A 20,658-nucleotide genomic window follows, 5' to 3' on the forward strand; every position below is an offset into this window, starting at 1 on the left:
CGCGCGGATGACAGCAAAGTGGGCAAAAGCGGTGATGGCGGCGATGACGCTGGCAGCGGCGGCGAGCGCGCATGCGCAGGGCGCGCCGACAGGCTCGCCGATCCGGATCGCGATGATCGAAGGCATGTCCGGCCCGTTTGCGAACGCGGGCGCGGCCGTCGAACGGAATTTGCGCTTCGGCGTGGAAACGGTCAACGCGCGCGGCGGCGTGAAGCTCGCGGACGGCGCGCATCCGTTGGAGCTCGTCGTGCTCGACAGCAAGGGCAGTGCGGAGGAAGCGCTCGTACAACTGCGCGCCGCCGCTGACGGGCACATCGGGTTCATCACGCAAGGCAACAGTTCGGCCGTGGCAGCCGCGCTGCTTACGGCGATCGACCGGCAAAACACACGCGAACCGGACAACCGCGAACTCTTTCTCAACTATTCTGCCGACGATCCGGCACTCACCAACGCGAACTGCCGCTTCTGGCATTTTCGCTTCGACGCGCACGCCGGGATGCGGATGGACGCGCTCGCCGACGTGATCCAGCGCGACAAGTCGGTGAAGAAGGTCTATCTGCTGAACCAGGATTACAGCTTCGGACATGACGTCAGCATCCTCGCGCGCGCGGCGCTCGCGTCGAAGCGGCCGGATATCGGCGTGGTCGGCGACGAATTTCATCCGATCGGGCGCGTGAAGGACTTCGCGCCGTACATCGCGAAGATTCGCGCAAGCGGCGCCGATGCCGTAATCACGGGCAACTGGGGCAACGATCTGACGCTGCTCGTGAAAGCGGCGCGCGAGCAGGGCGTCGACACGAAGTTCTACACGTTCTACGGCAACAGCCTCGGCGCGCCCGCCGCGCTGGGTGATGCGGGCGTGAAGCGCGTGATCGCCGTGGCCGACTGGCATCCGAATGCGGGCGGCGCCGCGTCGGACGGCTGGTATGCGTCGTTCCGCCAGCGTTTTCCTGCCGCGCAGGACGACTATCCCGTATTGCGCATGCCGCTGATGATCGAAATGCTGGCAACAGCGATGAACCGCGCGGGCAGTGCACAGCCGGAGAAGGTTGCGAAGGCGCTGGAAGGGATGAAGTACGACAACGGCTTCCATGCATCGTGGATGCGCGCCGACGATCATCAATTGATCCAGCCCCTTTACGTGATGGAGATGGACAAGGCGGGCACGCCGGGCGTCCATTTCGACAACGAAGGCTCGCGCTATGGCTTCAGGACGGTGCTGGCGCTGGCGCCCGAGCGCACCGTTGCGCCGACGACCTGCCGGATGAAGCGGCCCTGAAGCGCCGTGGCGCTGTGCGAGCCTTGCCGGACGCGGTGCTCGAATCGGCGGGGTTCGCCGGATGAACGGGCTGTGCTACAATACGCGACTCGTTTTGTTGTAACCCACGGCACGGCCCTTCTTCCGTGACCGCCTGTCTGATTCAAAGGAAATCAACATGTCCGTAGCTGAAATCAAGAAATCCGACGTCGTCGCGCAATTCGCACGTGGCGCAAACGACACCGGCTCCCCCGAAGTTCAGGTCGCTCTGCTGACCACGCGCATCAACGAACTGACGGTTCACTTCAAGGCCCACTCGAAGGATCACCACAGCCGCCGCGGTCTGCTGCGCATGGTGAGCCGTCGCCGCAAGCTGCTCGACTACCTGAAGGGCAAGGACGCGGACCGTTACCGCGCTCTGATCGAGAAGCTGGGTCTGCGTAAGTAATCCGGCGCATCGGACTTTCTGTCAGCAAGATGCCTGTGTCAGTTCCGCTGATACAGGCATTTTGTTTTTCAACGGTGCGCTTCATGTGAAGTTTGTCGTTGAATCACCCCTCCGGCGCGCCGGTTGCGCTGCGGGGTAAAACGAAACAAAGCACGAAATAAAGCCGGGCTTCAGGGTAGGGCGCTGTGTCATTCCAGCGGTTCGCGTACAAGTGATTCATGTATCCACGCGGCTCTCTGGAATGGCATAACACTCCTCTACCCGAAAGGCTCCGGTCCTGACGATGCCGCGCGCAGCTTCGCGCGGCATGACCAAAGATCAAGGAGGACAAATGTCTCTGTTTAACAAGGTCGTCAAAGAGTTCAAGTGGGGCCAGCATACGGTTCGCATGGAGACGGGTGAAATCGCCCGCCAGGCGGGCGGTGCCGTGCTCGTCGACGTCGAAGACACGGTCGTGCTCGCGACCGTCGTCGGTGCGAAGACGGCGAAGCCGGGCCAGGACTTCTTCCCGCTGACCGTCGACTACATCGAAAAGACCTACTCGGCAGGCAAGATCCCCGGCGGCTTCTTCCGTCGCGAAGGCCGTCCGTCGGAAGGCGAAACGCTGATCTCGCGCCTGATCGACCGTCCGCTGCGCCCGCTCTTCCCGGAAGGCTTCTACAACGAAGTCCAGGTCGTCATCCACGTGATGTCGATCAACCCGGAAGTCCCCGCCGACATCCCCGCGCTGATCGGCGCGTCGGCAGCCCTCGCCGTGTCGGGTCTGCCGTTCAACGGCCCCGTCGGTGCTGCGCGCGTCGCGTACATCAATAACGAGTACGTGCTGAACCCGACCCGTTCGCAAGTCAAGGAATCGCGTCTGGACCTCGTCGTCGCCGGTACGGAACGCGCGGTGCTGATGGTCGAATCCGAAGCGGATCAGTTGCCGGAAGACGTGATGCTGGGCGCTGTCGTGTTCGGTCACGAGCAGATGCAGACGGCCATCGACGCGATCCACGAACTGGTGCGTGAAGGCGGCAAGCCGGAGTGGGACTGGCAAGCCGCGCCGAAGAACGAAGCGCTGATCTCGCGCGTCAACGACATCGCCTACAACGAACTGCTGTCGGCGTATCAGACGCGCGACAAGCAGGCTCGCTCGACGAAGTTGAAGGAAGTCTACGCAGCGACGCAGTCCAAGCTGGAAGAAGAAGCGGCAGCAGCAGGCGCGGCGGCGGCAGACAAGGCGTCGGTTGGCAACGTCCTGTTCGACATCGAAGCGAAGATCGTCCGTTCGCAGATCCTGAACGGCGAGCCGCGTATCGACGGCCGCGACACGCGCACGGTGCGCCCGATCGAAATCCGTACGGGCGTCCTGCCGCGTACGCACGGTTCGGCGCTGTTCACGCGTGGCGAAACGCAGGCGCTCGTCGTCGCGACGCTCGGCACGAAGGGCGATGAGCAGATCATCGACGCGCTCGAAGGCGAGTACCGCGACCGCTTCATGCTCCACTACAACATGCCTCCGTTCGCGACGGGCGAAACGGGCCGTGTCGGCTCGCCGAAGCGCCGCGAGATCGGCCACGGCCGCCTCGCGAAGCGCGCGCTGGTCGCGTGCCTGCCGAGCGCCGACGAATTCGGCTACTCGATCCGCGTCGTGTCGGAAATCACGGAATCGAACGGTTCGTCGTCGATGGCATCGGTGTGCGGCGGCTGTCTCGCGCTGATGGACGCCGGCGTGCCGATGAAGGCGCACGTCGCGGGCATCGCGATGGGCCTGATCCTCGAAGGCAACAAGTTCGCCGTGCTGACCGACATCCTCGGCGACGAAGATCACCTCGGCGACATGGACTTCAAGGTCGCGGGCACGGCTAGCGGCGTCACGGCGCTGCAGATGGACATCAAGATCCAGGGCATCACGAAGGAAATCATGCAGGTCGCGCTCGCGCAGGCGAAGGAAGGCCGCATGCACATCCTCGGCAAGATGACGGAAGCGGTTCCGGCCACGAACACGGAGCTGTCCGACTACGCGCCGCGCATGATCACCATCAAGATCAATCCGGAAAAGATCCGCGACGTGATCGGCAAGGGCGGTTCGGTGATCCGCGCGCTGACGGAAGAAACGGGCACGACGATCGACATTTCCGACGACGGGGTCGTCACTATCGCGAGCACGAGCTCCGAAGGCATGGCAGAAGCGAAGAAGCGCATCGAGAACATCACGGCGGAAGTCGAAGTCGGCCAGATCTACGAAGGCACGGTCCTCAAGCTGCTGGACTTCGGCGCGATCGTCAACCTGCTGCCGGGCAAGGATGGTCTGCTGCACATCTCCGAAATCGCCAACGAGCGCATCAAGGACATCAACGACTACCTGAAGGAAGGCCAGCAAGTGAAGGTCAAGGTCATCCAGACGGACGAAAAGGGTCGCGTGCGCCTGTCGGCGAAAGCGCTCCTGAACGAAGCAGCACAGACGGAGCCGACGCCGCAGCAGTAACGCGGTGAAAGCGGGGCGGCCGGTAGCGCAAAAGCGCGCCGGCCGTTTTTCATGTAGGGTGGATTGCAGTGCGAACGGGTTTTGTCTGACCGGTTTGCAGCGCTATCCAGACCTGGGAGAGACGACGATGAACGCAATCGAAATCACCGAATTCGGTGCGCCGGAAGTCTTGAAACTCGCTGAGCGGCCGATGCCGGAGCCGAAAGCGGGCGAAGTGCTGATCAAAGTGGCTGCGTCGGGCGTGAATCGTCCGGACGTGTTCCAGCGCAAGGGCGGCTATGCACCGCCGCCGGGCGCGTCGGATCTGCCGGGGTTGGAAGTGGCGGGCGAAATCGTCGGCGGAAACATCGACGACAAGCGCAATCCGTTCGGTCTGAAGATCGGCGACCGCGTGTGCTCGCTGATGGCGGGCGGCGGTTACGCCGAATACGCGGCCGTGCCGCTGCTGCAATGTCTGCCCGTGCCGAAAGGCTTTTCGGATATCGAAGCGGCTGCTTTGCCCGAAACGTTCTTCACGGTCTGGAGCAATGTTTTTGACCGTGCGATGCTCGGCAAAGGCGAGGGCGGCGAAAACGAAACATTCCTCGTGCAGGGCGGTTCGAGCGGCATTGGCGTGACAGCGATCCAGATCGCGCATGCGCTGGGTTTTCGCGTGTTCGCAACGGCGGGCACGGACGAAAAGTGCCGCGCGTGCGAAGAGCTCGGCGCCGAGCGCGCGATCAACTACAAGACGGAAGATTTCGTCGAAGTGATCAAGTCACTGACGAACGATCGCGGCGTCGACGTGATTCTCGACATGGTCGCAGGCAGTTACGTGCCGCGCGAACTGAAGGCGCTGGCCGATGGCGGGCGTCTCGTGGTCATCGCGCTGCTGGGCGGCGCGAAGTCCGAAGTGAATCTGAACGAGATTCTGCGTCGCCGCCTGACGATCACGGGCTCGACGCTGCGTCCGCGTCCAGTCGAATTCAAGGCGAAGATCGCCGCGCAGCTGAAAGAGCGCGTGTGGCCGCATCTCGAAGACGGCACGATCAAGCCGGTGATCTACAAGGTGTTCCCCGCAGCAGAAGCGGCGCAGGCGCATGAGCTGATGGAAAGCAGCACGCACGTCGGCAAGATCGTGTTGAATTGGGGCGCGGGCGCTTGACAGCGCTCGTTTAATTGAGTTTGACCCGGTCTGTCAGCACACAGTAAAATCGCATGTTTTGCGCGTTCTGCATGGTTTTTGCATGCGGACCGGGTACCGAGCGCCGACGAAGCGGACGCGCTCATCACCCGCACCACGATAAATCGAGCGAGACGATGGCGAAACAACGAGCAAAACTGGTAGTCGGTAACTGGAAGATGCACGGTCGGCTTGCCGACAATCGCGTGCTGCTGCAAGCCGTATCGCGCGGCGCGGACGATCTTCCTGACGATGTGCGGGTCGGCGTGTGCGTGCCGTGCCCCTATCTGGCGCAGGCGCAAACGCTGCTCGAAAGCGGCCGCGTCGCGTGGGGCGTGCAGGATGTTTCCGCGTACACGCAGGGCGCCTATACCGGCGAAGTCGCGGCAGCGATGGCTGCTGAGTTCGGTTCGACATTTGCGATCGTCGGGCACTCGGAGCGGCGTGCTTATCATCGCGAAAGCGCCGAGGTCGTTGCAGTGAAGACGCAGCGCGCGCTCGAAGCAGGCTTGACGCCGATCGTCTGTGTCGGCGAAACGCTAGAAGAGCGCGAGAGCGGCAGGACGGAGCAAGTCATCGGCGAGCAGATCGACGCTGTGCTTGATGCGCTGTCGGTTGGCGACGCGGCTCGCATTGTCGTCGCTTATGAGCCTGTGTGGGCAATTGGCACTGGCAAGAGCGCAACGGCGCAGCAGGCGCAGGACGTTCACGCGTTTCTGCGCGCGCGTCTTGCAGCGAAGGGTGGCGATGCCGCCGACGTTCTGCTGCTATACGGCGGCAGCGTGAAGCCGGAGAACGCGGAAGATCTGTTCAGCCAGCCGGATATCGACGGTGGTCTGATCGGTGGCGCGTCGTTGAAGGACAAGGATTTCCTGGCAATCTGCACTGCAGCTGTCGCGGCCACGGCCGCGCGCTGAGCATCAAGGCAGAGTGCCCGGGCGAGGATGACCCATTGCGTGCGGCATATCGTGCTGCGCGGTTAAATAAAGACTCAGGTGAGTGTGATGCTGTATTTGAAAACGTTGATCATTGTCGTGCAGTTGCTGTCGGCGCTGGGTGTCATCGGCCTCGTGCTGTTGCAGCATGGCAAGGGCGCCGACATGGGCGCTGCTTTCGGTAGTGGCGCATCGGGCAGTCTCTTCGGCGCGACAGGTTCTGCTAATTTTCTGTCACGTACCACTGCGATACTGGCAGCTGTGTTTTTCGTCACCACGTTGGCACTGACGTACCTCGGCGCGTATCACTCGAAGCCTTCTGCAGGCGTGCTTGGCAGCATGCCGGCGGCATCGGCACCTGTGGCGGCATCGATTGCTCCTGCTGCGTCGGCGCCGGCTAATGCATCGGCTGCAGTCGCTGCACCTGCAGCTTCTGCGCCAGGTCAGGACGTGCCGAAATAAATTTTCGAGGAAAACACGTTTGTGCGTTGAACAAACTGTTTAACCGGGTTACAATTCAAGTCTTGAAGCGATTCGCGGGTTTTACAAGTTGTTTTCCCGGATTGCAGACAGTGCCGACGTGGTGAAATTGGTAGACACGCTATCTTGAGGGGGTAGTGGCGAAAGCTGTGCGAGTTCGAGTCTCGCCGTCGGCACCAATGTTATCTAATGCCAGCCGCTTGCTTCAGCTTCGGCTGGCATTTTCACTTCTGGGGTGGTGTTTGCTGTGGGCTTTCAACATCAAGCATCCCGAAGTGTTTCGCGTCAGGGGTTGTTCACGGTAGTTTGCGTCTCCTGACGTTACTCAGAACCAACCGATTGAGGATAGCTTTGAACCTCGCAGCCTATTTCCCCGTATTGATGTTCCTCCTCGTGGGCACCGGTTTAGGCGTAGCACTGGTCAGTATCGGCAAGATCCTCGGTCCGAATCGGCCGGACACCGAAAAGAACGCACCGTACGAGTGCGGCTTCGAAGCATTCGAAGATGCGCGCATGAAATTCGACGTGCGCTATTACCTGGTTGCCATTCTCTTTATCATCTTCGACCTTGAAACGGCATTCCTGTTTCCGTGGGGCGTGGCTCTGCGCGATATCGGCTGGCCGGGTTTCATCTCGATGATGATTTTTCTGCTCGAATTCCTGTTGGGCTTCGCCTATATCTGGAAGAAAGGTGGTCTCGACTGGGAATGACGGGTTAATCGCCGATGTGCATGGGTGGCGATGGCTCGCCGCCCGTCTGGAGTGGAAAACAAATGAGTATCGAAGGGGTCTTGAAGGAAGGGTTTGTCACCACCACGGCTGACAAGCTGATCAACTGGACGCGTACCGGTTCACTGTGGCCGATGACGTTCGGTCTTGCGTGTTGCGCGGTCGAGATGATGCATGCGGGCGCCGCCCGTTATGACCTTGACCGTTTCGGCGTGGTGTTTCGTCCGAGTCCGCGTCAGTCGGACGTGATGATCGTCGCCGGCACGCTGTGCAACAAGATGGCGCCTGCGCTACGCAAGGTCTACGACCAGATGGCCGAGCCGCGCTGGGTGATCTCGATGGGTTCGTGCGCGAACGGCGGCGGCTACTATCACTACTCGTATTCGGTGGTGCGTGGCTGTGACCGGATCGTGCCCGTCGATGTGTATGTGCCGGGCTGTCCGCCCACGGCTGAAGCGCTGGTGTACGGCGTGATCCAGCTGCAGGCGAAGATCCGCCGGACCAACACCATCGCCCGTCAATAAGCCCAAAGCCTCCCCACAATATGGCAAGCAAACTCGAGACCCTCAAAGCGAACCTCGAGGCGGCCTTTGGCGGCCGCCTGACGAGCATCACCGAATCGATCGGTGAGCTGACCATCGTCGTGAAGGCAGGCGATTACCTCGAAGTGGCCAGGCGTCTGCGCGATGACGCGACGCTGCGTTTCGAGCAGTTGATCGACCTCTGCGGTATCGACTATCAAACCTACGGTGAAGGCGCTTACGAAGGTCCGCGTTTTGCCGCCGTCCTGCATCTGCTGTCCGTCTCGAACAACTGGCGCGTGCGCGTGCGCGTGTTCGCCCCGGACGACGACGTGCCGCTGATCCCCTCCGTCGTCGAGATCTGGAATTCGGCCAACTGGTACGAGCGCGAAGCATTCGACCTGTACGGCATCGTGTTCGAGGGTCACCCCGACCTGCGCCGCATCCTGACCGATTACGGTTTCATCGGTCACCCGTTCCGCAAGGATTTCCCTGTTTCCGGCTATGTCGAGATGCGTTACGACCCGGAAGAGAAGCGCGTCGTCTATCAGCCGGTGACGATCGAGCCTCGGGAAATCACGCCGCGCGTGATCCGCGAGGATCGCTATGGCGGCCTGAAACACTAAGAGAACGCCATGGCAGAGATCAAGAACTACACGCTCAACTTCGGACCGCAGCACCCGGCAGCGCACGGCGTGCTGCGCCTCGTGCTCGAACTCGACGGCGAAGTGATCCAGCGCGCCGATCCGCACATCGGCCTCCTGCACCGCGCCACTGAAAAGCTCGCGGAAAGCAAGACGTTCATCCAGTCGGTGCCGTACATGGACCGTCTCGACTACGTGTCGATGATGGTCAACGAGCACGGCTACGTGATGGCGATCGAAAAGCTGCTCGGCATCGACGTGCCGATCCGCGCGAAGTACATCCGCGTACTGTTCGACGAAGTCACGCGCGTGCTGAACCATCTGATGTGGATCGGCGCGCACGCACTCGACGTCGGCGCAATGGCTGTGTTTCTGTACGCCTTCCGCGAACGCGAAGATCTGATGGACGTGTATGAAGCGGTGTCCGGCGCACGGATGCACGCGGCGTACTATCGTCCGGGCGGCGTCTATCGCGATCTGCCGGACGCAATGCCGCAATACAAGGCATCGAAGATCCGTAACGCGAAGGCTTTGTCGAAGCTGAACGAAACGCGTCAGGGTTCGCTGCTCGACTTCATCGAAGACTTCTTCAACCGCTTCCCGAAGTGCGTCGACGAGTACGAAACGCTGCTCACCGACAACCGCATCTGGAAGCAGCGTCTGGTCGGCATCGGTGTCGTGAGTCCGGAACGCGCGCTGCAACTCGGTATGACGGGCGCGATGCTGCGCGGCTCGGGCATCGAGTGGGATCTGCGCAAGAAGCAGCCGTACGAAGTGTATGACCAGATGGACTTCGACATCCCCGTCGGCGTGAATGGCGACTGCTACGACCGCTATCTGGTGCGCGTCGAAGAAATGCGTCAATCCACGCGCATCGCGAAACAGTGCATTGAATGGTTGCGTAAGAATCCCGGCCCTGTGATGACGGACAATCACAAGGTTGCGCCGCCGTCGCGCGTCGGCATGAAGTCGAACATGGAAGAGTTGATTCACCACTTCAAGCTCTTTACGGAAGGTTTCCATGTGCCCGAAGGCGAAGCGTACGCAGCCGTCGAGCATCCGAAGGGCGAGTTCGGCATCTATCTCGTGTCGGACGGTGCAAATAAGCCATACCGCCTCAAGATTCGCGCGCCGGGTTATGCGCATCTGTCCGCGCTCGACGAAATGGCGCGCGGCCACATGATCGCCGACGCCGTGACGATCATCGGCACGCAGGACATCGTGTTCGGTGAAGTGGACCGCTAGGCGGTCCGCACTAGCGGTATTTCATCAAGGCGCGCGCTCTCGCAGCCGATAAAGCATGAGAAGCGGAGCGCGCGTCAAGCAAAGGAACGCCGGGTCTGTCGCAATATGCCGCAATACGCAGTGCGCGACAGGTTTTCGTTCGGTAGGAATTGAAAGAGTCGTGTCTGAAAATGATCTCAGCTGAAGGCCTGAAAGAAATCGATCGCGCGATCGCGAAGTATCCCGCCGATCAGAAGCAGTCCGCCGTGATGTCGGCTCTCGCCGTCGGTCAGGAAGAGCATGGCTGGCTGTCGCCCGAACTGATGCAGTTCGTGGCGGACTATCTCGGCATGCCGGCCGTCGCCGTGCAGGAGGTTGCGACCTTCTACACGATGTATGAGACGAAGCCTGTCGGCAAATACAAGATCACGCTCTGCACGAACCTGCCGTGCCAGCTCGGTCCCGATGGCGGTTCGGACAGCGCCGCCGAATATCTGAAGCAGAAGCTCGGTATCGACTTCGGCGAAACCACGCCCGACGGCAAGTTCTCCCTCAAAGAGGGCGAGTGCATGGGCTCGTGCGGTGACGCCCCCGTGATGCTCGTGAACAACCACCGTATGTGCAGCTTCATGAGCCGCGAGAAGATCGACCAGCTCCTCGAGGAACTTTCGAAATGACGTCTTTACACGATCGTCACATCAAGCCGCTGATTCTCGCCGGTCTGAACGGCGACAACTGGCATCTTCAGGACTACGTCGAGCGCGGTGGCTACAAGCAGCTGCGTCGCATTCTGGAAGAAAAGATTCCGCCCGAGCAGGTGATCGCCGACGTCAAGGCTTCGGGTCTGCGCGGCCGCGGCGGTGCGGGCTTCCCGACGGGCCTGAAGTGGAGCTTCATGCCGCGTCAGTTCCCGGGGCAAAAGTACCTCGTCTGCAATTCGGACGAAGGCGAACCGGGCACGTTCAAGGATCGCGACATCCTGCGCTGGAATCCGCATTCGCTGATCGAAGGCATGGCCATCGGCGCGTACGCGATGGGCATCACCGTCGGCTACAACTACATTCACGGCGAAATCTTCGAAGTCTATCGACGCTTCGAAGAAGCGCTGGAAGAAGCGCGCGCAGCGGGCTTCCTCGGCGACAACATCATGGGCTCGGGCTTCTCGTTCCAGCTGCATGCGCACCACGGTTACGGCGCGTACATCTGCGGCGAAGAGACGGCGCTGCTCGAATCGCTGGAAGGCAAGAAGGGCCAGCCGCGCTTCAAGCCGCCGTTCCCGGCGAGCTTCGGCGTGTACGGCAAGCCGACCACGATCAACAACACGGAAACGTTCGCAGCCGTGCCGTTCCTGCTCGAAGTCGGTCCGCAGAATTACCTCGAAATGGGTAAGCCGAACAACGGCGGCACGAAGATTTTCTCGGTGTCGGGCGACGTCGAGCGTCCGGGCAACTACGAGATTCCGCTCGGCACGCCGTTCGCGACGCTGATGGAACTCGCGGGTGGCATGCGCGGCGGCAAGAAGATCAAGGCTGTGATCCCTGGCGGTTCGTCGGCTCCCGTGATTCCGGGCGACCTCATGATGCAAACCGACATGGACTACGATTCGATCGCGAAGCAGGGCTCGATGCTCGGCTCGGGCGCGGTCATCGTGATGGACGAGACGCGCTGCATGGTGCGCTCGCTGTTGCGCCTGTCGTACTTCTATTACGAAGAGTCGTGCGGTCAGTGCACGCCGTGCCGCGAAGGCACGGGCTGGCTGTATCGCGTCGTGCATCGCATCGAGCACGGTCTGGGCCGCAAGGAAGACCTGGATCTGCTGAACTCGGTCGCCGAAAACATCATGGGCCGCACGATCTGCGCGCTTGGCGATGCGGCTGCGATGCCGGTGCGGGGCATGCTCAAGCACTACTGGGACGAATTCGAGTATCACGTCGCCAACAAGCGTTGCCTCACGGGCGGTCATGCCGGTGCGGCGGCGGCCCCGGAAACGGTCGCTGCATAAAGCTGAAGCACACGCGGGAGCCGCTGCTGCGCGGAAAGCGCGGCAGCGAGCGGGCGAACGATTGAGCGGTAACAGGTTAAGGAAGATTGACCATCATGGTTGAACTTGAAATAGACGGCAAGAAAGTAGAGGTGGCCGAAGGCAGCATGATCATTCAGGCTGCGCATAAGGTCGATACCTATATCCCTCACTTCTGCTATCACAAGAAGCTGTCGATTGCGGCCAACTGCCGGATGTGTCTCGTCGATGTCGAGAAGATGCCGAAGGCCGTGCCTGCATGCGCGACGCCGGTCTCGGCGGGCATGATCGTGCGCACGCAGTCGGAAAAGGCGGTGAAGGGCCAGCAGTCGGTGATGGAATTCCTGCTGATCAATCACCCGCTCGATTGCCCGATCTGCGACCAGGGCGGCGAATGCCAGTTGCAGGATCTGGCCGTCGGTTACGGCAAGTCGTCGTCGCGTTATAGCGAAGAAAAGCGCGTCGTGTTCCACAAGAACGTCGGCCCGCTGATCTCGATGGAAGAGATGTCGCGCTGCATCCACTGCACGCGCTGCGTGCGCTTCGGCGAAGAGATCGCCGGCGTGATGGAGCTGGGCATGCTCGGCCGCGGCGAGCACTCGGAAATCACGTCGTTCGTCGGCAAGACGGTCGACTCCGAACTGTCGGGCAACATGATCGACCTGTGCCCGGTCGGTGCGCTGACCAGCAAGCCGTTCCGCTACAGCGCCCGCACGTGGGAACTGTCGCGCCGCAAGTCGGTGAGCCCGCACGATTCCGTCGGCGCGAACCTGGTGGTGCAGGTGAAGAACAACCGCGTGATGCGTGTTCTGCCGTTCGAAAACGAATCCATCAACGAATGCTGGATTTCGGACAAAGACCGCTTCTCGTACGAAGGGCTCAACAGCCCGGAACGTCTGACGCGCCCGATGCTCAAGCAGGGCGGCCAGTGGATCGAGACGGACTGGCAGACGGCGCTCGAATACGTCGTCAAGGGTCTGAAGGGCATCAAGGACGACCACGGCGCGAACGCGATTGCCGCACTCGGCAGCGCGCATAGCACGGTCGAAGAACTCTTCCTGCTCAAGCAGATCGCTCAGGCTGTCGGCACGCCGAACGTCGATTTCCGTCTGCGTCAGACGGACTTCGCGGCGGGCGCCAACGGCACGCCGTGGCTCGGCACGTCGATCGCCAATCTGTCGATGCTCGACAGCGCGCTCGTGATCGGCTCGTCGCTGCGCCGCGACCATCCGCTGTTTGCCGCACGTTTGCGTCAGGCAGCGAAGGGCGGCGCGAAGATCACGCTGCTGCAGGCCACGAAGGACGACGCACTGATCCCGCAAGCCGCGCGTATCGCCGCGGCGCCGTCGGCATGGCTCGACGAACTGGCGGGCATTGCGGCTGCCGTGTCGGAGGCAAAGGGCGTCGCACTGCCGGACGCCTTCGCGGGCAAGACGGCATCGGACGCCGCAAAGCAGACGGCTGCCGCGCTCGGCGCAGGCGAAACGCGTGTCGTGCTGCTCGGCAACGGTGCGGTCCAGCATCCGGAGTTCGCGCGTATCCACGCTGCGGCTCAATGGATCGCGGAAACGACGGGCGCGACCCTCGGTTTCCTGACGGAAGCTGCGAACACGGTCGGTGCGCATCTGGTCAACGCATTGCCGGGCGAGGGCGGTCTGAACGCTCGCGAAGTGTTCGAGCAGCCGCGCAAGGGTTATGTGCTGCTGAACCTCGAACCTGAATTCGATACGGCCAACCCGGCGCAGGCGCTGGCCGCGCTGAAGCAGGCTGAAATGGTCGTCGTGCTGTCGCCGTTCCAGACGGGCGCCGAATACGCCGACGTCATTCTGCCGGTCGCACCGTACACGGAAACGGCCGGCACGTTCGTGAACGCGGAAGGCACGGTGCAGATGTTCAACGGCGTCGTGCGTCCGCTTGGGGACACGCGTCCCGCATGGAAGGTGCTGCGCGTGCTGGGCAACCTGCTCGGCGCGTCGGGCTTCGACTTCGACACGGCGGAACAGGTGCGCGTCGCGGCCCTAGGCGACGGCGACCTCACGCCGCGCCTGTCGAACAAGACGTCGGTGGCCGTCGCGCGCGGCAACGCAGCGAAGGCAGCAGAAGGCACGTTCGAGCGTATCGCCGATGTGCCCATCTACCACGCCGACCAGCTCGTGCGCCGCGCGGAATCGCTGCATCTCACGGCAGCGGCGCGCGCCGCGAATTCGGTCGGTCTGCCGGCCGCGCTGTTCGACAAGCTGGGTTTGAAGGAAGGCGACGCCGTGCGCGTTCGTCAGGGCGATCGCTCGGTGCAGATTCCGGCCGTGCGTGATGCGAATCTTGCGGAGACGGTCGTCCGCGTGTCGGCGGCTACGCCTGCCGGTGCAGCGTTGGGCAGCCTGTTCGGTGAACTGGTGGTGGAGAAGGCGTAAATGACCTTGTTCGAATCGATCAACGCGGGCGGCAGCCAGATTCTCGGCGTCGCATGGCCCACCGTGTGGGCACTCGTGCGCATTCTCGTGGTGGCCGTCGCGATCCTGCTGTGCGTCGCTTACCTGATCCTGTGGGAACGTAAGCTGATCGGCTGGATGCACGTGCGTCTCGGACCGAACCGCGTCGGCCCCGCAGGTTTGCTGCAGCCGATCGCCGACGTGCTCAAGCTGCTGCTCAAGGAAGTGATTCAGCCAACCCAGGCAAGCCGCTGGGTGTATCTGGTCGCACCCGTGATGGTGGTGGTGCCCGCGTTCGCGGTCTGGGCGGTGATTCCGTTCCAGGCGGGCGCAGTGCTCGGCGACATCAACGCGGGTCTGCTGTACGCGATCTCGATCTCGTCGGTCGGCGTGTACGGCGTGATTCTCGCCGGCTGGGCGTCGAATTCGAAGTACGCGTTCCTCGGCGCCATGCGCGCCGCGGCACAGATGGTGTCGTACGAAGTGTCGATGGGTTTCGCGCTGGTCGTCGTGATGATGACGGCGGGCACGATGAACCTGTCGGACATCGTCGGTTCGCAGATGCGCGGCATCTTCGCGAGCCACGGCGTGACGTTCCTGTCGTGGAACTGGCTGCCGCTCCTGCCGGCCTTCGTCGTGTACTTCGTGTCGGGCATTGCTGAAACGAACCGTCACCCGTTCGACGTGGTGGAAGGCGAGTCGGAAATCGTCGCGGGTCACATGATCGATTACTCGGGGATGGCGTTCGCGCTGTTCTTCCTCGCCGAGTACATCAACATGATTGTGATTTCGGCGCTGGCATCGATCCTGTTCCTGGGCGGCTGGAGCGCACCGTTCGAATTCCTGTCGTTCATCCCGGGCATTTTCTGGCTAGTCCTGAAGGTCTTCTTCCTGCTGTCGGTATTCATCTGGGTGCGTGCGACGTTCCCACGTTACCGCTATGACCAGATCATGCGTCTGGGCTGGAAGGTGTTCCTGCCTGTCACCGTGATCTGGGTCGTGGTGGTCGGCTTCTGGATCATGTCGCCGTTGAATATCTGGAACTAAAGGGCGGACGAACCATGACCGCAATCCAAAACTTCTTCAAGACCTTCTTTCTGACCGAGCTGCTCAAGGGCCTCGCGCTGACGGGACGCTACACGTTTCAGCGCAAGATCACCGTGCAGTTCCCGGAAGAGAAGACGCCGATTTCTCCGCGTTTCCGCGGCCTGCACGCGCTGCGCCGTTATGAAAACGGCGAAGAGCGCTGTATCGCCTGCAAGCTGTGCGAAGCGGTGTGCCCGGCGCTCGCCATTACGATCGAATCGGAAACGCGCGCGGACAACACACGCCGCACGACGCGTTACGACATCGACCTGACCAAGTGCATCTTCTGCGGTTTCTGCGAAGAGAGCTGCCCGGTCGATTCGATCGTCGAAACGCACATCCTCGAATATCACGGCGAAAAGCGCGGCGACCTGTACTTCACGAAGGACATGCTGCTGGCCGTCGGCGACCGCTACGAAGCGGAAATCGCCGCGAACAAGGCAGCGGACGCGCCGTATCGCTGATTCGCTCGATACAGCAGTTCGACGCCGCACGGTCCGACAGGCATGAGACCGCGCGGCGCAGCCAGACCGCTCTGGCGCCGCGTCAAGCAAAGCAGCACGCAAAGCAGTGCAATGCAGAAAACGACGCGCGCCAAAGCACCAAGCCTGACGATGGCCTAACGATGAATCGGTAATCATGGACTTCACGACCGTACTGTTCTACATCTTCGCGCTACTCCTGACGGTGTCAGGGCTGAAGGTGATCACTTCGCGCAACCCGGTGTCGTCCGCGTTGTTCCTCGTGCTCGCGTTCTTCAACGCGGCCGCGATCTGGATGCTGCTGCAGGCGGAATTCCTCGCGATCCTGCTGGTGCTGGTGTATGTCGGCGCGGTGATGGTGCTGTTCCTGTTCGTCGTGATGATGCTGGACATCAATCTCGACGTGCTGCGGCGCGACTTCAAGCGCTTCGTTCCGATGGCGACCGTGGTGGGCGCGATCATCGTGATCGAAACGGCGCTGATCCTGTGGCACGGCTACGGCGCAACGGTTCAACCCGTGCGCGACACGACGGCTGCCGTCGCGGGCGCGGCCGACTGGTCGAACACGCGCCTGATCGGCAAGATCATCTACACCGACTACATCTTCGCGTTCGAAGTGGCCGGCCTCGTGCTGCTCGTCGCGATCATCGCAGCGATTGCGCTGACCACGCGTCACGGCAAGGACAGCAAGCGCCAGCGTGTGTCGGATCAGGTCAAGGTGCGCCGCGAAGACCGCGTGCGCATGGTCAAGATGGCGGCCGAAAAGGAACAGCCGGCCGAGCCTGAAGCCATTACCGGCGACGCGGGCGCCGGCAAGAACAGCTGACGTCAGGAGGAGAAAAACATGTTGTCCCTTGCCCATTACCTCGTGCTCGGCGCGATCCTGTTCGCGATCAGCATCGTTGGCATATTCCTGAACCGTCGCAACGTCATCATCATCCTGATGGCGATCGAATTGATGCTGCTGGCGGTCAACACGAACTTCGTCGCGTTCTCGCATTATCTCGGCGATGTGCATGGCCAGATCTTCGTCTTCTTCGTGCTGACGGTTGCAGCAGCAGAAGCGGCGATCGGTCTTGCAATTCTGGTGACCCTGTTCCGTAGCCTCGACACGATCAATGTCGAGGATCTCGATCAGCTCAAAGGTTAACTTCAGGCACAGGCTGTTATGTCAACGACACTCAATGAAAACCTGTTGCTGGCGGTTGCGCTCGCACCGCTGGCCGGCTCGCTGATCGCGGGGCTGTTCGGCAATGCGATCGGGCGTGCCGGTGCGCACTCGGTCACGATCCTCGGCGTCGCGATTTCGTTCGTTCTTTCGTGCATCGTCTTCCTCGACGTGCTGAACGGCGGAAGCTTCAACGCCACCGTCTACGAATGGATGACGGTCGGCAAGGTGAAGTTCGAAGTCGGCTTCCTCGTCGACACGCTGACGGCAATGATGATGTGCGTCGTGACCTTCGTGTCGCTGATGGTGCACGTCTACACGATCGGCTACATGGCCGACGAAGAAACGGGTTACCAGCGTTTCTTCTCGTACATCTCGCTGTTCACGTTCTCGATGCTGATGCTCGTCATGAGCAACAACTTCCTGCAGCTGTTCTTCGGCTGGGAAGCGGTGGGTCTCGTGTCGTACCTGCTGATCGGCTTCTACTTCAAGCGTGAGAGCGCGATCTACGCGAACATGAAGGCGTTCCTCGTCAACCGCGTGGGCGACTTCGGCTTCATTCTCGGCATCGGTCTGATCCTCGCGTACGGCGGTTCGATGAACTACGGGGACGTGTTCGCGAAGAGCCACGAACTGGCGTCGCTGTCGTTCCCGGGCACCGACTGGGGCCTGCTGACGGTCGCCTGTATCTGCCTCTTTATCGGCGCAATGGGTAAGTCGGCGCAGTTCCCGCTGCACGTGTGGCTGCCCGATTCGATGGAAGGTCCGACGCCGATCTCCGCGCTGATTCACGCGGCAACGATGGTGACGGCAGGTATCTTCATGGTGACGCGCATGTCGCCGCTGTTCGAACTGTCGGACGCAGCGCTGTCGTTCATCACAGTGATCGGCGCGATCACGGCGCTGTTCATGGGCTTCCTCGGCATCGTGCAGAACGACATCAAGCGTGTCGTGGCTTATTCGACGCTGTCGCAGCTCGGCTACATGACGGTTGCGCTCGGCGTGTCGGCTTACCCGGTCGCCGTGTTCCATCTGATGACGCACGCGTTCTTCAAGGCGCTGCTGTTCCTCGGCGCGGGTTCCGTGATCATCGGCATGCACCACGATCAGGACATGCGCAACATGGGCGGCCTGCGCAAGTACATGCCGATCACGTGGATCACGTCGCTGGTCGGTTCGCTGGCGCTGATCGGTACGCCGTTCTTCTCGGGTTTCTACTCGAAAGACTCGATCATCGACGCAGTGAAGCTGTCGCATCTCCCGGGTTCGGGCTTCGCGTACTTCGCGGTGGTCGCGAGCGTGTTCGTGACGGCGCTGTACTCGTTCCGCATGTACTTCATGGTGTTCCACGGCGAAGAACGCTTCCGCGGTCCGAAGCATCCTGACTCGCCGATGGGCGCGGAAGCCGCTGCGCATGGCCATGGCCACGGTCACGACGACCACGGTCACGGTCATGACGATCATCACGCTCATGAGCCGCACGAAACGCCGTGGGTCGTCTGGGTGCCGCTGGTTCTGCTGGCCATTCCGTCGGTCGTGATCGGCGCGATCGGCATCGGCCCGATGCTGTATGGCGATTTCTTCCAGCACGGCGTCGCGTTCGAGAAGGTGATCTTCATCGGCGAAAACCATCCGGCCCTGCACGAGATGGCAGAAGAATTCCAGGGTTGGGCCTCGATGGGCCTGCACGCTGCGTCGGGCCTGCCTGTGTGGCTGGCGCTGGCGGGTGTCGTGGTGTCGTGGTTCCTGTACCTGAAGCGTCCGGATCTCCCGGCCGTCATCAAGCGTGGCTTCGGTCCGATCTACACGCTGCTGGATAACAAGTACTACATGGACAAGATCAACGAAGTCGTGTTCGCACGCGGCGCCGTGGCTATCGGCCGCGGCCTGTGGAAAGAAGGCGACGTGGTGGTCATCGACGGCATCGTTAACGGAAGCGCGCGCTTTATCGGCTGGTTTGCGAGCGTGATCCGTTTCCTTCAATCGGGTTATATCTACCACTACGCATTCGCCATGATCATCGGCATGCTGGGGCTCTTGACCCTGTTTGTAACGCTCGGCGGCAAATAAGAACAGGCTGGAGACACTTCTCATGCACACGACGTTTCCGATTCTGAGTATCGCGATCTGGATGCCGATAGTTTTCGGCCTGGTGGTTCTGGCCATCGGTTCAGATCGCAATCCCGGTCCGGCGCGATGGATTGCGCTGATCGGGTCGGTGTTGAGTTTCATCGTGACGATTCCGCTTATCACGGACTTCGACACGAATACGGCAGCATTGCAGTTCGAAGAAAAGGCTAACTGGATCGAGCGCTTCAACATCACGTACCACCTCGGTATCGACGGTATCGCGATGTGGTTCGTCGTGTTGACGGCGCTGATCACGGTGATCGTCGTGATCGCCGCCTGGGAAGTGATCACGAAGAACGTCGGACAGTATCTGGCGGCGTTCCTCATCCTGTCGGGCATCATGGTCGGCGTGTTCTGCGCGGCCGACGGCATGCTGTTCTACGTGTTCTTCGAGGCGACGCTGATTCCGATGTACATCATCATCGGCGTGTGGGGCGGGGCGAACCGCGTGTACGCGGCGTTCAAGTTCTTCCTCTATACGCTGATGGGCTCGCTGCTGATGCTGGTCGGCCTGCTGTACCTGTACACGCAGACGGGCACGTTCGATCTGGCTGCGTGGCATGCCGCGAAGCTGTCGATGACGCCGCAGGTGCTGCTATTCATCGCGTTCTTCCTCGCGTTCGCCGTCAAGGTGCCGATGTGGCCTGTCCACACGTGGCTGCCGGACGCGCACGTGGAAGCGCCGACGGGCGGCTCGGTCGTGCTGGCCGCCATCATGCTGAAGCTGGGCGCGTACGGTTTCCTGCGCTTCTCGCTGCCCATCGCGCCGGATGCAAGCCATTTCCTCGCACCCGTCGTCATTACGCTGTCGCTGATCGCCGTGGTCTACATCGGCCTCGTCGCGATGGTGCAGGCCGACATGAAGAAGCTGGTCGCGTATTCGTCGATCGCGCACATGGGCTTCGTCACGCTCGGCTTCTTCATCTTCAACCAGCTCGGTACGGAAGGCGCGATCGTGCAGATGATCTCGCACGGTTTCGTGTCGGGCGCGATGTTCCTTTGCATCGGCGTGCTGTATGACCGTATGCACTCGCGTCAGATCGCCGATTACGGCGGCGTCGTCAACACAATGCCGAAGTTCGCGGCGCTCGTGATGCTGTTCTCGATGGCGAACTGCGGCCTGCCGGGCACGTCGGGTTTCGTCGGCGAGTTCATGGTGATTCTGGCCGCTGTCCAGTACAACTTCTGGATCGCGTTCGGCGCGGCCGTGACGCTGATTCTCGGCGCGGCCTATACGTTGTGGATGTACAAGCGCGTGTACTTCGGCGCGGTTGTCAACGACCACGTGAAGAGCCTTGTCGACATCAACCGTCGCGAGTTCTTCATGCTGGCAGTCCTCGCGTTGTTGACGCTGTACATGGGCATCTATCCGAAGCCCTTTACCGAAGTAATGCACGTGTCGGTGGAAAATCTCCTGTCCCACGTTGCGCAGTCGAAGCTGCCGCTACCGCAGTAATGCGAAGCGTAGGAAT

General features: G+C 61.5%; 19 protein-coding genes and 1 tRNA gene. All 20 read left to right on the top strand.

Going from position 1 to position 20,658, the window contains the following annotated elements:
- Positions 1-7 precede the first annotated feature (7 nt).
- The 20 genes from FRZ40_RS00695 (at position 8) to FRZ40_RS00790 (ending at position 20,642) form a co-directional block, all read left to right on the top strand.
- The gene (locus FRZ40_RS00695) at positions 8-1,279 is read left to right on the top strand and encodes a branched-chain amino acid ABC transporter substrate-binding protein (RefSeq protein ID WP_147232992.1); all 1,272 of its coding nucleotides are present in this window, start codon (positions 8-10) and stop codon (positions 1,277-1,279) included.
- Between the two features lie 157 nt (positions 1,280-1,436).
- Complete coding sequence (gene rpsO / locus FRZ40_RS00700) at positions 1,437-1,706, top strand: 30S ribosomal protein S15 (protein ID WP_028369579.1); 270 nt, start codon at positions 1,437-1,439, stop codon at positions 1,704-1,706.
- Between the two features lie 331 nt (positions 1,707-2,037).
- Positions 2,038-4,176 (top strand): polyribonucleotide nucleotidyltransferase, encoded by a 2,139-nt coding sequence (gene pnp, locus FRZ40_RS00705; protein WP_147232993.1) that lies wholly within the window; start codon positions 2,038-2,040, stop codon positions 4,174-4,176.
- Positions 4,177-4,303: 127 nt separating this feature from the next.
- On the top strand, positions 4,304-5,320 hold the full coding sequence (locus tag FRZ40_RS00710) for an NAD(P)H-quinone oxidoreductase (RefSeq protein ID WP_147232994.1): 1,017 nt from the start codon (positions 4,304-4,306) through the stop codon (positions 5,318-5,320).
- A gap of 155 nt (positions 5,321-5,475) precedes the next feature.
- On the top strand, positions 5,476-6,255 hold the full coding sequence (gene tpiA, locus FRZ40_RS00715; RefSeq protein WP_147232995.1) for a triose-phosphate isomerase: 780 nt from the start codon (positions 5,476-5,478) through the stop codon (positions 6,253-6,255).
- An 87-nt stretch (positions 6,256-6,342) separates the two neighbouring features.
- Entirely contained in the window at positions 6,343-6,735 is a 393-nt protein-coding gene (gene secG, locus FRZ40_RS00720; protein WP_147232996.1) for a preprotein translocase subunit SecG, read from the top strand.
- A 112-nt stretch (positions 6,736-6,847) separates the two neighbouring features.
- Positions 6,848-6,932 (top strand) — tRNA-Leu (locus FRZ40_RS00725).
- A 172-nt stretch (positions 6,933-7,104) separates the two neighbouring features.
- The gene (locus FRZ40_RS00730) at positions 7,105-7,464 is read left to right on the top strand and encodes an NADH-quinone oxidoreductase subunit A (RefSeq protein WP_028369574.1); all 360 of its coding nucleotides are present in this window, start codon (positions 7,105-7,107) and stop codon (positions 7,462-7,464) included.
- A 62-nt stretch (positions 7,465-7,526) separates the two neighbouring features.
- Positions 7,527-8,006 carry a NuoB/complex I 20 kDa subunit family protein gene (locus FRZ40_RS00735; RefSeq protein ID WP_006052903.1) on the top strand — a complete coding sequence of 160 codons (480 nt, stop codon included), beginning with the start codon at positions 7,527-7,529 and terminating at the stop codon, positions 8,004-8,006.
- 20 nt (positions 8,007-8,026) lie between these two features.
- Positions 8,027-8,629, top strand: a complete 603-nt coding sequence (locus FRZ40_RS00740) for an NADH-quinone oxidoreductase subunit C (RefSeq protein WP_028369573.1) — start codon at positions 8,027-8,029, stop codon at positions 8,627-8,629.
- A 9-nt stretch (positions 8,630-8,638) separates the two neighbouring features.
- On the top strand, positions 8,639-9,892 hold the full coding sequence (locus FRZ40_RS00745; RefSeq protein ID WP_028369572.1) for an NADH-quinone oxidoreductase subunit D: 1,254 nt from the start codon (positions 8,639-8,641) through the stop codon (positions 9,890-9,892).
- 170 nt (positions 9,893-10,062) lie between these two features.
- Entirely contained in the window at positions 10,063-10,548 is a 486-nt protein-coding gene (gene nuoE / locus FRZ40_RS00750; protein ID WP_028369571.1) for an NADH-quinone oxidoreductase subunit NuoE, read from the top strand.
- Entirely contained in the window at positions 10,545-11,873 is a 1,329-nt protein-coding gene (nuoF, locus tag FRZ40_RS00755; RefSeq protein ID WP_028369570.1) for an NADH-quinone oxidoreductase subunit NuoF, read from the top strand. Before nuoE ends, nuoF begins: the two co-directional genes overlap by 4 nt.
- Before the next feature lie 95 nt (positions 11,874-11,968).
- The gene (gene nuoG / locus FRZ40_RS00760) at positions 11,969-14,302 is read left to right on the top strand and encodes an NADH-quinone oxidoreductase subunit NuoG (protein ID WP_147232997.1); all 2,334 of its coding nucleotides are present in this window, start codon (positions 11,969-11,971) and stop codon (positions 14,300-14,302) included.
- A complete protein-coding gene (gene nuoH, locus FRZ40_RS00765; RefSeq protein ID WP_028369568.1) occupies positions 14,303-15,367 on the top strand; it encodes an NADH-quinone oxidoreductase subunit NuoH in 1,065 nt (354 codons plus the stop codon). It abuts the gene before it with no gap.
- 14 nt (positions 15,368-15,381) lie between these two features.
- Complete coding sequence (gene nuoI, locus FRZ40_RS00770) at positions 15,382-15,870, top strand: NADH-quinone oxidoreductase subunit NuoI (protein ID WP_012401389.1); 489 nt, start codon at positions 15,382-15,384, stop codon at positions 15,868-15,870.
- Positions 15,871-16,045: 175 nt separating this feature from the next.
- On the top strand, positions 16,046-16,714 hold the full coding sequence (locus tag FRZ40_RS00775) for an NADH-quinone oxidoreductase subunit J (protein WP_028369567.1): 669 nt from the start codon (positions 16,046-16,048) through the stop codon (positions 16,712-16,714).
- A gap of 18 nt (positions 16,715-16,732) precedes the next feature.
- Positions 16,733-17,038 carry an NADH-quinone oxidoreductase subunit NuoK gene (nuoK, locus tag FRZ40_RS00780; protein ID WP_007588140.1) on the top strand — a complete coding sequence of 102 codons (306 nt, stop codon included), beginning with the start codon at positions 16,733-16,735 and terminating at the stop codon, positions 17,036-17,038.
- Positions 17,039-17,056: 18 nt separating this feature from the next.
- The gene (gene nuoL, locus FRZ40_RS00785; protein ID WP_147232998.1) at positions 17,057-19,126 is read left to right on the top strand and encodes an NADH-quinone oxidoreductase subunit L; all 2,070 of its coding nucleotides are present in this window, start codon (positions 17,057-17,059) and stop codon (positions 19,124-19,126) included.
- A gap of 22 nt (positions 19,127-19,148) precedes the next feature.
- On the top strand, positions 19,149-20,642 hold the full coding sequence (locus FRZ40_RS00790) for an NADH-quinone oxidoreductase subunit M (protein ID WP_147232999.1): 1,494 nt from the start codon (positions 19,149-19,151) through the stop codon (positions 20,640-20,642).
- Positions 20,643-20,658: the final 16 nt, after the last annotated feature.

Source organism: Paraburkholderia azotifigens (assembly GCF_007995085.1).
Taxonomy (GTDB): Bacteria; Pseudomonadota; Gammaproteobacteria; order Burkholderiales; family Burkholderiaceae; genus Paraburkholderia; species Paraburkholderia azotifigens.

What these genes read in the sequence shown, in the direction of transcription:
- FRZ40_RS00695 (WP_147232992.1), top strand. Translation starts at nt 8, where the DNA reads ATGACAGCAAAGTGGGCAAAAGCGGTGATGGCGGCGATGACGCTGGCA.
- rpsO (WP_028369579.1), top strand. Translation starts at nt 1,437, where the DNA reads ATGTCCGTAGCTGAAATCAAGAAATCCGACGTCGTCGCGCAATTCGCA.
- pnp (WP_147232993.1), top strand. Translation starts at nt 2,038, where the DNA reads ATGTCTCTGTTTAACAAGGTCGTCAAAGAGTTCAAGTGGGGCCAGCAT.
- FRZ40_RS00710 (WP_147232994.1), top strand. Translation starts at nt 4,304, where the DNA reads ATGAACGCAATCGAAATCACCGAATTCGGTGCGCCGGAAGTCTTGAAA.
- tpiA (WP_147232995.1), top strand. Translation starts at nt 5,476, where the DNA reads ATGGCGAAACAACGAGCAAAACTGGTAGTCGGTAACTGGAAGATGCAC.
- secG (WP_147232996.1), top strand. Translation starts at nt 6,343, where the DNA reads ATGCTGTATTTGAAAACGTTGATCATTGTCGTGCAGTTGCTGTCGGCG.
- FRZ40_RS00735 (WP_006052903.1), top strand. Translation starts at nt 7,527, where the DNA reads ATGAGTATCGAAGGGGTCTTGAAGGAAGGGTTTGTCACCACCACGGCT.
- FRZ40_RS00740 (WP_028369573.1), top strand. Translation starts at nt 8,027, where the DNA reads ATGGCAAGCAAACTCGAGACCCTCAAAGCGAACCTCGAGGCGGCCTTT.
- FRZ40_RS00745 (WP_028369572.1), top strand. Translation starts at nt 8,639, where the DNA reads ATGGCAGAGATCAAGAACTACACGCTCAACTTCGGACCGCAGCACCCG.
- nuoE (WP_028369571.1), top strand. Translation starts at nt 10,063, where the DNA reads ATGATCTCAGCTGAAGGCCTGAAAGAAATCGATCGCGCGATCGCGAAG.
- nuoF (WP_028369570.1), top strand. Translation starts at nt 10,545, where the DNA reads ATGACGTCTTTACACGATCGTCACATCAAGCCGCTGATTCTCGCCGGT.
- nuoG (WP_147232997.1), top strand. Translation starts at nt 11,969, where the DNA reads ATGGTTGAACTTGAAATAGACGGCAAGAAAGTAGAGGTGGCCGAAGGC.
- nuoH (WP_028369568.1), top strand. Translation starts at nt 14,303, where the DNA reads ATGACCTTGTTCGAATCGATCAACGCGGGCGGCAGCCAGATTCTCGGC.
- nuoI (WP_012401389.1), top strand. Translation starts at nt 15,382, where the DNA reads ATGACCGCAATCCAAAACTTCTTCAAGACCTTCTTTCTGACCGAGCTG.
- FRZ40_RS00775 (WP_028369567.1), top strand. Translation starts at nt 16,046, where the DNA reads ATGGACTTCACGACCGTACTGTTCTACATCTTCGCGCTACTCCTGACG.
- nuoK (WP_007588140.1), top strand. Translation starts at nt 16,733, where the DNA reads ATGTTGTCCCTTGCCCATTACCTCGTGCTCGGCGCGATCCTGTTCGCG.
- nuoL (WP_147232998.1), top strand. Translation starts at nt 17,057, where the DNA reads ATGTCAACGACACTCAATGAAAACCTGTTGCTGGCGGTTGCGCTCGCA.
- FRZ40_RS00790 (WP_147232999.1), top strand. Translation starts at nt 19,149, where the DNA reads ATGCACACGACGTTTCCGATTCTGAGTATCGCGATCTGGATGCCGATA.